The following is a 14,001-nucleotide window of genomic DNA, read 5'->3' as shown; positions in this document are numbered from 1 at the left end:
AGGGGTAAGGTGCGCTGCGGCGTACCCTACAGATAGAGTCTGTGCTGCTTCAAGAATTCCGATATCTGGGGTATCTGGTTATTATGTTTTCACGACTTATTCAACTGTTACAATGAGTAAGGTGCTCTACTATCCGAAACCCTTGAGCCTCCGTTCATTATCCAAGTAGTAGAGCCCCCTACAAGTCGATCGTCCCGATGCCCTTTGGTCTTAGTCCTATTTTCCTTCCCCTTCAATTAGGGTAAAGTATGCAGTGTGCATACTCGCAAGGATGAATTAATATGAAAAATTTAACTAAATGGAAATTATTGCGATCGCGCTTCGTTATTAATAACCAGTGGTGCCAGGTTAGACAAGATGAAATAGAATTGCCAAGCGGACAAATTATAGACGACTTTTTTGTTAATGTCCGACCCAATATCGCCCTAGTATTTGCCACGACCGAGCAGCAAGAACTTGTATGCGTGCGCCAATACAGGCACGGAGTACGCGAGATTTTGCTGGAACTGCCGGCCGGATCTTTCAATTCTGCTGAAGAAAGCGGCAAAACTGCTGCCGCCCGAGAACTTGCAGAAGAAACGGGATATGTTGCTGAAGAAATTTTGGAACTAGCAACCTTATATGATAACCCCGTAAAAGACACCAATTGTATTTACCTATACTTTGCTAAAAATGTCAAGCTTGCCAGCAAAATACAATTGGATATTACAGAAGATATTGAAGTAGTTTTAGTCCCACTGGCCGAAGTTTTGTTAAAAATAGCAAACCGAGAAATTTGTGTAGCAGGAAGCATCGCAGCTATTTTTTTAGGATTAGATTTTTTGAACAAACAAGCGTAAAGTGTGGTGTGCATGGAGCTATACAATATCTGGTTAAAGTTATATTATGTCCCAGCCAAAAAACACAATATCAGGTTGGTAGTGAGGAATTCAGAGGGAGTTTTTGGAGGAGTGGAGTTCTCACTCCCAACCTGATAATGGTTATTTTACGGGACATAATATGAGTCTGCTCTTACGGAGCAAGACTGAGAAAATCCTGAGCAGTAATAGTATTATTAGCCCCAAAAACCTGAGCCAAAACCTCCCCAGTCGCAGCAAATTGCAGGAGTGTGCCATTCGCAGTCGAGTTAATTTGCAACGAGTCAAAACTCAAGCCGTCGGCGAGGACAAACTTATCAGTTCCTACGGAAAAATTGAGTACAGTATCGATACCGCTGTTAGCGCTTAACACAAAACGATCGCTCCCAATACCCCCAATTAAAGTATCGTCTCCCCTGTCGCCAAACAGCCAGTCATCCCCTGCACCCCGATTGAGAATGTCGCTATCTTTCCCTCCGTAAATAGTGTCATTACCCGAGTCGCCGTTGAGAGTATCTGGACCTTCATTGCCGTATAAAAGGTCATCGCCGCTGCCACCGTTGATGCAGTCTTGCTGGCCGTCTGCACCCACAGCGCCTCGATAATTTTCCTCGCGATCGCCACTAATGGTATCGTTACCCTCATCGCCGCACAAACTATCGCTTCCCAAGTCGCCGTAAATCAAGTCGTCGCCAGCATCTCCCTGTACCAAGTCGTCATCCTTGCCGCCACGAACAATATCGTTACCAAAACCCCCACTCAAAGAGTCGGAACTCTCACCACCATTGAGAAAGTCATTCCCATCGCCCCCATATAGCAAGTCGCGGCCTAACACATCGGACACTAACTGGTTTGGCAAACCGCCGTAAAGCGAATCATCTCCCTTGTCGCCGACAATGGTATCAGCACCGAGTTCGCCCCAAATCAGGTCACCCGCTTTGCTGCGGTAAACTAAGTCGTTACCTTTGCCGGCAAAAAGGCTGTCATTATCTTTGCTGCCGCCGATGATGTCGCCGCTGCTGTCGTTGCCGAAAATTAAGTCGCCGAAAGAGGTGGCAACTGTACTGCCTTCTTGAGTGCTGTAGTCGCCGAGGATGGTATTGATTGGTCTTTGCGTATGTTTTGAACTCAAAAACTAACCTGTTTACCTCCGGTTCTTATCGGAACACACCCATCATCAACAAGAGCAGAATCAAGAAAAGCAGCCCTAGAAGGGCAGGGCTTTAGACCTATTGTTTCGGTAACTACTGTGCTGTCTGAGTCTCTGCCTCCGAGCCTGCTGATTTTGACAGCGCTGTTGGGTGCTAGCGCAGGGTTGCTGTTGTTGGCTGATGGAAGTTGCTTGGGCGTTGACTGCGCCCTGATGTCGGTGGTGACAGTGGCTCTGGGCTGGTAACCGTTGTTATTGCTGGGTTCGGGGTATAAAGTGATCGATCGGCTCCCGGAGGTAAGGCTAATGGTGCCCGTCGCTGGAACGGCTAAATTTACCTGGCGGTTGGTGTTGCTGCCGCTAGTCAAGCTGGGAACTGTTGGGAAGGTGACAACCCCTGTCACTGGCTCGTAAGTGGCGTTATTGGATGCCCTGACTCCCGTTAAACCGGGAATGATGCTGTCTGCAATCACTACGTTTTCAGCAGCATTGGGTCCTTGGGTGACAATATCGGCCACAGCATCGATCGAGGTTGTGACGGTGGCGTTGGGGTTTGTACCGCTGTTGTTTGCCGGAGTCGAGTCGGGAGCGATCGAGGTACTTCTGGCCGTGTTGCGGATGGAAGTTAGGGTGGGCGGTACTGTGAGGCCGATCGTCCGGGTGAGTGTCTCGGCCTTGGCGATTGCCGCGGGCCCAGAGGGGACAATGCCTGTCGCTGGCTCGTAAACGCCGCCGTTAGATGCCGTGAATCCGGTTAATCCGGGAACTATGCTGTCAGTGATGGTTACAGCTTCTGCAGGACTCGAGCCTAAATTGGCTGTGGCGATCGTGTAGGTGAGCGAGCTACCGGGGGTAGCACTCGTAGAGCCGGTTTTGGTGGTTGCGAGGTGGGCGTTGGGCGCAATACTTGTCGTAACCGTAGAGTTAGTGGGAGTGCCGTCTTTGTTCGTTGGCGAGCCGTTGTGGTTAGTGGCGAGGCGACTTTCGATCGCCTCGCTCCTCCGGGTCGTGTTGCTGATGGCGCTACAAGTGCCTGGGGCTATTACGGAATCAGGTCTCAAAGAACCAATAGAGGAGCCGGGAATCCGAGGCTGCTCCTGGCCTCCGGGCCCTTCTGTGGATGTTGAAAAATTGCCAAACTCGTCAAGCTCAAGGCCTAAATCACCTCCCTCCATACCGGGTATACCCCTTCGTGGAGCGTAGGCACCAGAACCGCCATAACCCTCAGTCCTTTCTGGGCTAGGAGTGCCGTCAATCAACAAGAAACCCAGGTCGTCCCCTGGCTGAGGGTGAATAGAGGGGTCCTGAGCATTATATTGCTCGCGGGAACCCTCACAATAAAAATCAAACCGGACTGTGAGACCGTCGGTTGAAGTAATGGGGTTGTTGTATATGACAAAGGCTTCCGGGTGATCTGCTGCTTTCGTCCCACGCACAGCGCCATCGCCGGGACTCGAACCGCCCAAAGCCGGAATTATGCCGGGGATACGTTGATTTGCTGCTGGAACCTTGTTGCTCGGATTCAACAGCGCCCCGTCCTTTCCCCCGTACATCCCAGGCCCCCTAACTGTGGAGTTCTTAAAAGTTTCGTTTTTGCCAAGCGCGTAACTGTAGGCTTCGAGCACTTCTTTTTCAATGGCGATACTCGCCTTTATTTCCCCGGTCGCAAATTTTAATTCCCAGTCGCCGCCGAGTGCGGCACTCCCCGTCAAGTTGTCGGAAGCTGCAATATCTGCACCTGCGATCGAGCTCAGCCGCCGCACGAAGGCCGCGCCGCTTTCCCCCGCTGCGACGCTGCACCCGAATAACAAGATATCTCCTCTCTCGCTGAGAGCTTTTCCCCACTGCTGCAACAAATGGCTGTAGGTTTCTAAGTTGTCGCTGCAAAGTTCGATCGATCCGAGTTGCACTCGGGCTTCTCGACCGTGAGAAACTATCTGAAGGCTGTCTAAATCGCTGTAATTAGCCAGAATTCTAGTAATTTGTTCGACTCCATCCCGCGTGGAGTCCAGTACAAATACGAATGTACCGGCAGTTGCTCCACTTGCCAAGCTGTCCCAGTTCTCTACTCTGGCATCGACGAACAGTAGATTTTTTACAATCCGGGTGCCCACAGACTCGGTTGCTCGCAAAAATTCTCTGTGGGGATGCCCAATTCCCGCGCCGCCACCGAGTTTCTGGGACAGGAAACACTCCTCTGTTTTTACTTGTTTTATTGTTTTTTTCAGATGATAAGTTGCTGTTGTTCGGGAGCTTTTTCCAGCAATCCTGGCGGTGGAGTCACATATTTTTTTGGTTAGAAGAATTGGTTTGTTGCAGATGCTTTGCATAGTCAATTTGTCTCACGGATTGTATATGATGTATCCACTTCAATATGATAATTATCAGCTATTGAAAAGGTGTAATTGCAGAGTAAGAGGCTCTGCTGCTCGACTTCAATCGAGAGCCAGAAGCGAGTTTAACTCAGCACAAACCAGTGCTATCTCGATATTTGATAGCATGGCAAATATCGCCGACAGAAGCGCTGAGGATTTAGAGTTTAAATCCCCATAATCTATCTATGGGGTGATATTTTGCCTTCGGCTTTCTTTTCTGTTAGCGAGCGTATCTGTTAGACACATATCTCTTACATCCAGCAGTAGATAATAACAGGACTTCTCAAAAATTTAGTTGATGAGGTTTTCTGTATATCGTCTAATGGACTTTATTTGCAGAGAATTTTCACTATTTATGGACGCATAAACCGGATTTGAGGGACGAAAAGCCTTCGTTGCAGCCCCCCATGCCGGTAAAATACTCGGTTTTTTGGGTTTTGGTGCGCAAGCCCTGTTCACAATAGCAACCAGACATTAATTAGGGATTTATAGCCGTGACATAATTATGCCGGCCGTGCCCGAAGTGTCATTCAATTGAGATCTTGCACCCTTCTCAATCACCCTTCTATGGGCGGGTTCTCCTGCCCAACCCCTACTCCCCACAAGAAAATGAACTTTTTGTGAAGCCGGAAAGTATGTTAAGCGAGAATGGTGCAACATCTGAGATGCAATTGAAATCGGCATACCCTGTATCGACGAGGCGTCTTAAAAATTCCTGACTTGCAGTCTGGAGATAGCAATGTAGGTTTGAGGAGGTTTCGCTGCGATCGCAAAAACAGATTAGTGTCGCCGACAAGCAACTTCTCAAACTGTCAACAAGCGAGTCTTCGAGCGGGTTTCTGTTTAAGGTAAATGCTCGGGACAATTGTTCGTGCAGAATTTTTCAGGATGTTTTGGAGAAAGTGGCTTGGAGATTTGCCCATCAGCTACTGGCGATTTTTGTTCGGTAATTTTCTTAACTGCAGGAGTTACGTCCAGGAGACTAGACACCCTATTTATTCCGAGATTTCTCGTCCCCCAAACAAAATTTATCGTCTAAACTTGGTTTGCGATCGCAACTCCTCAACTATAAAAACACTGAACCCAATCCGCCAGTTAGAGCAACTGTAACCCAGCAATACTGCTCGATTAGGTTTTAATTGCTGAGTTTTGGCGCGGGTCGTCCAAAACAAGCTCAAACAATAATCCTTACACGTAAGTACATATTAACTCATTGATTGCTACATCCGCAAATATGCTTACATATAAGCTATATCTTTTCACCGCGAGCGTCAAGAGTTCTGGCTTGGTAGTACCGACAATCTTGACAGGGCCCAGAAGGATTGACAGCGCAGCGAATGTAATTAGAGCGGGCGTTATACTCGCAAGTAATATCGCCGATGGGATAACCGAGGCCTTCTATGTAGGTGCGATCGGCAGTTGGTAGTTGAGTCCGCATGGGTCTATTTGCTACCGCCAGCCTAGCCACTGCAATTCTATCGCGGACCTGGCTCTGGGCAGAGCGCATCACCCACAAAGACAGCAGCGACGGAGCTAAACCTATGAAAATAATCAGGAGAGCGGTTAACACTTTTTCCAAGCCTGCTGGTGGGAATATTTTTTTTAATTTAGACGATCGGTAACAGAAAATCCTCCCGGAAAAGACGGTTTTAAATCACAAAAGTTCCGGGTCAAGTCTAAAACTATAGCCTTTCTCAGATAGATGAGGGACAAGTTTAGATTTTAGATTTTAGATTTTAGATTTTAGATTGGGGGATTGGGGGATTGGGGATTGGGGGATTGGGGAATTGTTAATTAATTGGTGAATACCTCATCTTTCCGAGAACCGCTATACAAAACATCAATTTTTTTAGGGGTGGGCGAATAGCCCGCCCCTAAAAAAATTAATCCAGCCAAGCCGCCATTTTTACCTGCTAGCTTGCTTCTGAGTTTTGGGTTTGGGGAGTTGCTTGTCTTTGGGACCGTTCGAGTCAGCTTTTAACAGTTCCGGGAATGGCGGCTGGAGGTTGTGAACTTCGATGTCCATTCCCAGGGGCAGAGGTGGAAGCTGGGGGAGATCGTTTTCCAAATCCTTGAGTCCGTTAGCAGTTTGTATTTCCACCATTTTCGGCATTTTCGGTACTTTGGCGGTTTCCAAAGAGCCGATCATTCTTGCCAGAGCGAATTCTAGCTGAGAACCAGGGTCGATCGCCACCCAACCCTGGTCAGTCATTTGCCGAACCTCGAAGTGGAGGTGAGGCCCTGTAGACATTCCCGTACTGCCGACGCGGCCGATGGTCTCTCCCTGTTTCACCCACTCTCCGGGTTTCACAAACAGTTCCGAAAGGTGGCCGTAGAGAGTTTCCTGAGAGTTTTTGTTGTGGTTGAGAACCACCGTTAAACCGTAGCCGCCCAACCAATCGGCGATAGCCACTTGACCCGCATAGGCGGCCAGTACCGGCGTTCCCAGTGGGGCCCCCAAGTCAGTTCCGGTGTGAAACCTGCCGTAGCCCATAACCGGATGAGTCCGCCACCCAAACGGCGAAGTAATTGCCGCAGCAATAGATAGCGGAAACAGCAGGCTGGTGTTGCCATTTCCGGGCAGGCCTGCTGGACGCGGCGTGAGATTGTAGAAAGCAAAACCTGTATTGCTGCCGCTGCTGACACTAACCGCACCGACTTGAACCGGCCCGAGTCCCATGCTGGGCGCTGGCGCACCGCCGCCGTAAGATGCAGATCCGGCATAATATCCAGGGTCTGCGGAGTATCCAGGGTCTGCGGAGTATCCAGGGTCTGCCGAGTATCCAGGGTCTGCCGAGTAGCGCTCTGGTGCGTCAGCAGATTCCCGCGGGTTTGAACCCCCCCAAACCTGGCGGCCTATTTGTTGAACGGCTTGACCGAGTTTACTGACAGGATTCCCGCTACTATTTCCGGCAACAGTTCCCCGAACATCGCCGGAGGGGCGATCATCGGGCAGATTTCGAGGAGGAGGGGCTGCAATATAGCCGTCGTCTGCGATCGGAGTTTCCTTTCTGTAGTTGGGCTCTGCTGCATCTGCCGTCACGGGTTCGGAAACAGGAGGAGGCGCGCACAAACCGCCAACTTCTTGGCAGTCCTTCGATCGTTCTGCAAACTCTATTCTTGTTGGCGCTTCGTACTCGCTTCTGGCGCCAATGCTGTAGTCTGTTTGGTCGATTTCAGCGTGGGCTGGGTTAACTGGCGCTTCAAAAGGCGGCTCCTGGGCCGTCGCTTCTGGCAGGGGAATCAGCGCGGGTTCCGGCAGATAATATTTGGTGGGAGCTGGTTCGCTGGCGTACTCCGGCTCTCTGGGCGGTTCGGCATAGACAGGCTCGGGCGGCGGAACTTCTGCCTGCGGTGCAGGGTCTGGTTCTGGCGACCCTTGACTGTATTCGGGTTCCCGGGGCGGGAGAGGAGCTTCAAATAATGGCTGGAGGTCTGCTGCGCCGGGGACGGCTTGTTCTGCTGGCGGAGTTTCGGCTTGGGCCCAAACTAGACCTTTGCTGAGCAGTCCCAGACTGGCAAGGCAACCCAGTCCCACCAGCAGTGAGCGATCGGACAAAAGGCGCGATCGAGTCCGGGCGCCTGTAGGGTTCTTTTTTTGCTGTTTGGTGTTCAAATGGGCTGTTATTTGCTTGTCTGGAACTGGTTTCACGATTTTTTTTCCCAACTCAACAGGGGGTACAAGGAGATCGAAGTCAGGATCGAATGTATTGCAATCCTTGTCTTTATACAGCCCTAAATGATTTTACCGGGCTTGAGGCAATTTTTTTGGCGCATCGAACAAGTCGAAGGTCGCTGGGTCTGCGATGGATACCCTGGTTTTTTGAGCCTGATTGTACCGGCAAGTCGTCTGTGACAGTCACAATGATGATAGCGCTTTGCCGTCCGTGTATGTTAATTAGTTTCCGAAATTTTGCGTCTAGGGTAATGCAAAATTTTGGTGGCGTCCGCCGGAGTTAAATGCCGAGGAATCGCGATTTTTTGATTAAAGCCGATCGTCGATTTAAACTTAGTCGGCAAAATTGTTGATTGTTTAGAATACAAGGCAAATGATTCGCTTGGTTGACATCCTCACCGCCCTTCAAGGGCGGTGATTCCAGAAATCACTTTCTGGGCTTTCTCTTTCCGCGACTCGACTTACATTGAGGAGTTTTCTCACCAATGCTCTTGTCGATGTCTCCAGAGACGTTTAACGTTCCCGTGTCCCCCACGGTACGGAGTCCTAGTTCAAGTATGTTGATAGCTGCATTCCAGTCTCTATCCTGCACAGGCCCACAATGAGGACATCTATGAGTGCGTTGACTCAACGACTTCTTGACAACTTCCCTACAGTTAGAGCAGTTGGCGCTGGTGTAGTGAGGTGGAATAGCTACTGTCACCACACCGAACACCTTGCCGAAATACTCCAACCAACTGCGGAAGTTAGACCGTGCCGCATCAGAAATAGACTTGGAAAGCTTGCTGTTTTTTACCATATTCCGCACCATCAAGTCCTCCTAGGCAACCAAGTCGTTAGACGCTCACTACGCACCTTGCCAACTTCACGGCAAAGTCTTTACGCTGCCGAATTACCTTGAGGTGCTTCCGGCTCAAGCGATTTCTCGCTTTGGCTCTGTTCTTAGAGCCTTTCTCGGTATGAGAAAGTCTACGTTGCAGTCGCTTAAGGGATTTTTCGGACTTTCTCAAATGGCGGGGATTATCAACGGTTTGACCGTTGGAATCGGTGTAGAAGTGAGTCAATCCAACATCAAGACCCATGGTTTTACCTGTGGGTTCTCTCTTCTGGATCCGTTCAACGTCAAGACAAAACTGGACGTAGTACCCGTGGGCGAGACGAACAACTCGAACTCGCTCGCATCTGCTTCAACTGGTAGAAATGCAAGTCACGGGTTCCCCACAGTTTAAAACTTGCAGCCTCAAACCCGTCGCTGAACGTGATAGCTCTCCTATCCTCAGACAGCTTCCATCCCGTTGTTTTGTACTCAACAGAACCGTGGGTTCGCAAGCGCTTGAATCGTGGGAAACCCTTCTTCCCTGGCTTGACTTTTTTGCAGTTGTCGTAGAACCGAGTGATAGCAGACCAAGCTCGTTTGGCAGAAGCTTGTCTGGCTTGGGAGTTAAGTTTTCCAGCGAACGGGAATTCTTGAGCGAGAACAGCGCTGCGGAGCACTCAACTCATACTTCCCGATGCCTTTGTTGTCCATCCAGTATCTGATGCAACTATTCCGAACGAATCGAGCAGTACGAATGGCTTCATCAATCCGCTCATACTGCTCCTTCGTCCCCTCAAGTTTTGCCTCAAATACCAGCATATTTACGCTAACATTACGGGCGTAACTATAACATCTTTAGAGAAAGCCGTCCTAGAAGGACGGGGCTTTAGACCCAATTTTTCGGTAAGGATAGGTTTCATGACTGTAGCTGGCGATCGCTTGACAAATTTTCCTGACTCTGAGTGCGCCGGACAACCAGACGGTATCAGTTGGCAGTGGCAGAGCTCTGAAGGCTTGCCCTATCTGACTTGCAGCTTGCTTTCCCGCTGGTCTCACGGCTTTTTTACGCGCGATTTCTCGCCGCAGGGGCCGATCGAGCTGACGGAAGTTCTCGAACCCGGAGCTCAGGTTTATCGACTCCAACAGGTACACGGTAATGCGGTACTCAAAACCAGTCAGTTGTCACCCGTTGTGGCCCTGGACCCGTCTACCGCTACCCCCTACTATGCTGAGGCTGATGGCTTGGTGGCCGAGGGAGAATTGGAGGCGCTGTGGGTTTGCTCGGCTGACTGCGTGCCGGTGCTGATTGCTGACGGTCGCACGGGACTGGTTGCTGCTGTTCACGCGGGTTGGCGCGGGACTGCTGCTAAGATATTACCAGAGGCGATCGCTCAACTTGTGGCACAAGGCAGTCAACTAGAAAATCTGAAGATTGCTATGGGGCCGGCGATCGCTGGAAAGGTTTACCAGGTATCTGTGGCAGTGGCAGCGGAACTGGGAGCCACCATTGCTCCTTTGAGTGGCGTTAATGCGACAGCCGAGGGCATCTGCGAGTTTTTGCACCAACTGCCCGAATCGCCTGTCTTGCCCGATCCAGAACCGGGAAAGGTACGCTTGGATGTTCGCATCTGCAATGCTCTGCAATTGCAGCAGCTGGGAATCGATCTTTCTCAAGTGGCGATCGCTCCTTTCTGTACTTATTCTGACTCGGCTCGCTTTTTTTCCTACCGCCGCGATCGACTTAAAAAAGTCCAGTGGTCGGGGATTGTGAGCGCCGGCAGGACTTGTTCCTTCTGAGGGCATTTGGCAGAAGGTAAAATTTTAGACGGCCCAGATAAAAATAAAAATCTTTGGATTCCTTATTTTTGATTTACGAATCCCGAATGCCTTCTAGCTTCTACCTTCCTAAGGTTTGCTGGTTCCGGTTTTAAATCAATAAAAACTAGCAGCAAAACTTTTGGGAAAGCCGCCGGGGTCCCCGCCCCGCTTTCCTCTCTTGTTAAGATTGCTCTTTGACACTCCGGGGCTATCAGCCGTGGGGATTCTTAATTCATCGACTGACCTTTAAGCGCTATGTCATGAAAGCACTTCTTAAACCTTTCAACCGTACAAAATACCAATTGACGAGTTCAACTCACAGCAGCCGGCGTAGTGTCTATCTCCAAAAGCGTATACTTGATAGGAACAAGGAGGGAGGGTATGCCCTACTTAACAAATGAACCAAATTATTTTTTTATGGTAAAAAGAATGCGTTGATTCTCTGGCTGTTTTAAGAGTATTCGCTGCTCGGGAGCCAACAATTTAGGCCTAAAAGTGTCTCTTAACTGTTTCACTTGAGGCACAGGAGTTTAACCTTGACTATTGTAGTATACTACAAATACCAGCAATTCCCTGATTTTTAGGAATGGATTTAAGAAATTAAAGCTGTCCTAGAAGGACGGGGTTTTAAACCCGATTTCCAGATAACGAGAGTACCGAGGCGGGTTATTACAGTCAACCACCCAGGTCTAAAGACAGGCGCTTGGCTTTTGGCCTTTGACTTAAACCACAGTTGACAGTCATGCGTACCTGGGTACTACGTTAAGGGTAAGAGTTTAAAGACCTACCAAGGAATGCTCAGCTAGCTCCTTGAATCGGGAAATTTAGGATTAAACAAATTTATTGAGTTAAGTTAGTCTCCTAAATCGAGTACCGACCGTAAACTTTCGGGGCAAGCTAACATTACCCCTCTCATGGAGGCTATAAGGAGCAAACATTATGCGATCGCCGATTGTGAGGTTTGAGGTGGTAATTGTAAACAGTGAAAGTACATTACAAAGGTACACCGAACACACAATCCCCGTGTAATGTTGTCTTACGGTTGAAACCGCCCGGGCTATGCGCGCTCGCGTAGCCGAAGGGTCGTTTCCCTCTCAGCGTTATGCAGCGACTGAGTTTCCCACTTACGGAGTTTTTTTATGAGTGAGCCAACTCCCTATCAACTGCTTGAAGTCGATGAAGATGCTTCCTTTGATGAAGTGCAAGAGGCCCGCACGCGCCTAGCTGAGCAGTACAGCGGTGACATGAAACGTTTGGAATCGATCGAAGCAGCATACGACGCGATCCTCATGGATCGCCTGCGGCAGCGACAGGAAGGTAAAATTAAAGTGCCCGAACGCATCCGCTTCCCCGAGCGGCTGACTCCCGCACCCGCAAGCTTTACTCCGTCTCCTCCGAGTGGCAGCCCAGCTTGGTTGCACCGGCTAATCGATACTCCTAGTCGCTCGGACATTTTGTGGCCGGCTGGGGTGTATGTGGGGTTAGGCGGACTGAGTATTTATCCGGCGGCTAATGATGGTTTACTACAGTTGACTCTGGCTCTTGGCGTCGGCTCTTGTCTTTATTTTGTTAATCGCAAGGATCAAAAATTTGGTCGGGCTGTGCTGCTGACTGTGGCTGGCTTGGTTATAGGCTTGTTGCTGGGAGGCTTTTTGGGTTCTTTGGTCAGTCCGGCATTTATAACAACAGAGAAATTTATCGCTTTGTTTACGTTTTTAATTCTGTGGCTGGTTAGCAGTTTTCTGCGATAGTCATTAGTCAGCAGTCAGCAGTCAGCAGTTATTCGTCAGCAGTTATTAGTCATTAGTCAGCAGTCAGCAGTCAGCAGTCAGCAGTCAGAACCCAACAACTAATAACGGTGGAATCAAGACCTCTGAAAAATAACATCAGCTAACAATTAATAACTCATAACTAATGATTAATGACTAATGACTAATGACTAATGACCAACGACTAATGACTAATTGTGGCGATCTAAAATAATCTCTACTGCTTCACTCAAATTGTTAGCAATTAAATCAGGTTGGTGCATTTCTAGTTGGGTGCGATCGCGAATTCCGCACAAAACACCAATTACCTTGACACCGTGCGTTTTAGCTGCTACAATATCCGCCTCCGTATCCCCAACCATCCAAACGTCAGAAGCCGGCGGCAGTTCGGCGAGAGCTTTTGCCATTAGCAGGGGCTTATCTTTGATATCCCCGGTTTTGACGTAATCGTTGGGGAGGCAATAGCAGCGGTTTTCAGGGAAAAATTGCCCTAAATTACAGCGGTTGAAGGCTTCGTCTAGTTCTCTGACGCGGCGCATGGTCAGGACCGCTAAGTCTACTCCAGCGCGCTGTACCTTTTCGAGCGTTTCCAAAGCGCCGGGCACTGGTCGATCGTAAATCATGTAAGGGAGCGTGTGAACCGTGTCACGGCGTTTCTGGGCAAAATCGCGGGCTTGGGCTGCGTCCAATCCCGAGAGGATGGCGATTTCGGTTTCGGGAACCCGCGCGCGCTTCATGTCCCAAAACTCGGCTTTGGGGAGTTCCCGCACGGGTTGGCCCAAACGTTGAGTCTCAGCGAGACACTGCTGGTAAACTCGGTAGTAGCGATCGGACACGTCCATGATCGGGCCATCAAAGTCGGTAATAAGTCTCAGCATTTAGCAGAATATCTTGAAGCTTTTATACAAATTGTTCGATATTATATCACTTAAAGGTAACAGTTTCTTTACAAAAATTGACATAAATACCCAGGGGAGGTAAGGTCTATAGGAATGGTTCTAATTAAAAGAAACATTTGAATTAAGCTGTGCCGCTCCTCAACTTTATTGGGTGTAACCCATATCAGGGAATTTACAATTAAGATGTGCGGCACAAATAGTATAAACCGCTACGTATTGTTCCTAAACCTCAACCTCAATCGACACTGATTTTGACCAACAATTTCAAAGGTGGTACCCGCCACGTGATTTATCCGTGGAATTAATCCCTTTTCGAAAATCGAAAATCTTCAAGGTCCCGTATTTATCCGTGGGGTCAATCTAAAATCTCAAATCTAAAATCTCAAATCGATAACCTCAATAGACGCTGATTTTGACCAACAATTTCCAAGGTGGTACCCGCCAGGTGATTTATCCGTGGAACCAATCCCAAATCTCAAATCGAAAATCCTCAAGCCCCCGCATTTATCCGTGGGGTCAATCTCAAATCTAAAATCTAAAATCTCAAATCGATAACCTCAATCGACGCTGATTTTGACCAACAATTTCCAAGGTGGTACCCGCCAGGTGATTTATCCGTGGAACCAATCCCAAATCTCAA

The 14,001-nt window shown here is 49.1% G+C and carries 8 protein-coding genes and 1 pseudogene; 3 read left to right on the top strand and 6 right to left on the bottom strand.

Annotation, left to right across the window (positions count from 1 at the left end; all coding sequences use genetic code 11):
* Positions 1 to 281: 281 nt before the first annotated feature.
* Positions 282 to 839, top strand: a complete 558-nt coding sequence (locus QUB56_RS28815) for an NUDIX hydrolase (RefSeq protein WP_332959729.1) — start codon at positions 282 to 284, stop codon at positions 837 to 839.
* Between the two features lie 172 nt (positions 840 to 1,011).
* On the opposite strand, the gene QUB56_RS28810 is transcribed toward QUB56_RS28815, so the two are convergent.
* The 5 genes and pseudogenes from QUB56_RS28810 to QUB56_RS28790 all read right to left on the bottom strand — a co-directional run bounded on the left by QUB56_RS28810 (position 1,012) and on the right by QUB56_RS28790 (position 9,694).
* On the bottom strand, positions 1,012 to 1,989 hold the full coding sequence (locus QUB56_RS28810) for a calcium-binding protein (protein ID WP_332959727.1): 978 nt from the start codon (positions 1,987 to 1,989) through the stop codon (positions 1,012 to 1,014).
* Positions 1,986 to 4,337 carry a DUF4347 domain-containing protein gene (locus QUB56_RS28805; protein ID WP_332959725.1) on the bottom strand — a complete coding sequence of 784 codons (2,352 nt, stop codon included), beginning with the start codon at positions 4,335 to 4,337 and terminating at the stop codon, positions 1,986 to 1,988. Before QUB56_RS28805 ends, QUB56_RS28810 begins: the two co-directional genes overlap by 4 nt.
* 1,294 nt (positions 4,338 to 5,631) lie before the next feature.
* Positions 5,632 to 5,952 carry a DUF6464 family protein gene (locus tag QUB56_RS28800; RefSeq protein ID WP_332959724.1) on the bottom strand — a complete coding sequence of 107 codons (321 nt, stop codon included), beginning with the start codon at positions 5,950 to 5,952 and terminating at the stop codon, positions 5,632 to 5,634.
* Between the two features lie 336 nt (positions 5,953 to 6,288).
* The gene (locus QUB56_RS28795; protein ID WP_332959723.1) at positions 6,289 to 8,034 is read right to left on the bottom strand and encodes a peptidoglycan DD-metalloendopeptidase family protein; all 1,746 of its coding nucleotides are present in this window, start codon (positions 8,032 to 8,034) and stop codon (positions 6,289 to 6,291) included.
* A 451-nt stretch (positions 8,035 to 8,485) separates the two neighbouring features.
* Positions 8,486 to 9,694, bottom strand: a pseudogene (locus QUB56_RS28790) (RNA-guided endonuclease InsQ/TnpB family protein).
* A gap of 99 nt (positions 9,695 to 9,793) precedes the next feature.
* On the opposite strand from QUB56_RS28790, the gene pgeF reads away from it, so the two are divergent.
* Both pgeF and QUB56_RS28780 read left to right on the top strand, forming a co-directional pair.
* The gene (gene pgeF, locus QUB56_RS28785) at positions 9,794 to 10,672 is read left to right on the top strand and encodes a peptidoglycan editing factor PgeF (RefSeq protein WP_332959722.1); all 879 of its coding nucleotides are present in this window, start codon (positions 9,794 to 9,796) and stop codon (positions 10,670 to 10,672) included.
* Positions 10,673 to 11,832: 1,160 nt separating this feature from the next.
* Positions 11,833 to 12,444: a CPP1-like family protein gene (locus QUB56_RS28780; RefSeq protein ID WP_332959721.1), complete on the top strand. Its 612-nt coding sequence runs from the start codon at positions 11,833 to 11,835 to the stop codon at positions 12,442 to 12,444.
* A 209-nt stretch (positions 12,445 to 12,653) separates the two neighbouring features.
* Here the strand turns inward: QUB56_RS28780 and QUB56_RS28775 are convergent, their stop codons facing one another.
* Positions 12,654 to 13,340, bottom strand: coding sequence for an HAD family hydrolase (locus QUB56_RS28775; protein ID WP_332959720.1), 687 nt, complete (start codon positions 13,338 to 13,340; stop codon positions 12,654 to 12,656).
* Positions 13,341 to 14,001: the final 661 nt, after the last annotated feature.

Source organism: Microcoleus sp. AR_TQ3_B6, assembly GCF_036702785.1.
In the GTDB taxonomy this organism is placed as follows: Bacteria; Cyanobacteriota; Cyanobacteriia; order Cyanobacteriales; family Microcoleaceae; genus Microcoleus.
The sequence above is the reverse complement of the archived record's forward strand: the minus strand, read 5'-3'. Positions and strand labels throughout refer to the sequence as shown.

Bases quoted from the DNA above. Each gene is read 5' to 3' on its own strand.
- QUB56_RS28815 (WP_332959729.1), top strand. From the start codon at position 282: ATGAAAAATTTAACTAAATGGAAATTATTGCGATCGCGCTTCGTTATT.
- QUB56_RS28805 (WP_332959725.1), bottom strand. From the start codon at position 4,337: ATGCAAAGCATCTGCAACAAACCAATTCTTCTAACCAAAAAAATATGT.
- pgeF (WP_332959722.1), top strand. From the start codon at position 9,794: ATGACTGTAGCTGGCGATCGCTTGACAAATTTTCCTGACTCTGAGTGC.
- QUB56_RS28780 (WP_332959721.1), top strand. From the start codon at position 11,833: ATGAGTGAGCCAACTCCCTATCAACTGCTTGAAGTCGATGAAGATGCT.
- QUB56_RS28775 (WP_332959720.1), bottom strand. From the start codon at position 13,340: ATGCTGAGACTTATTACCGACTTTGATGGCCCGATCATGGACGTGTCC.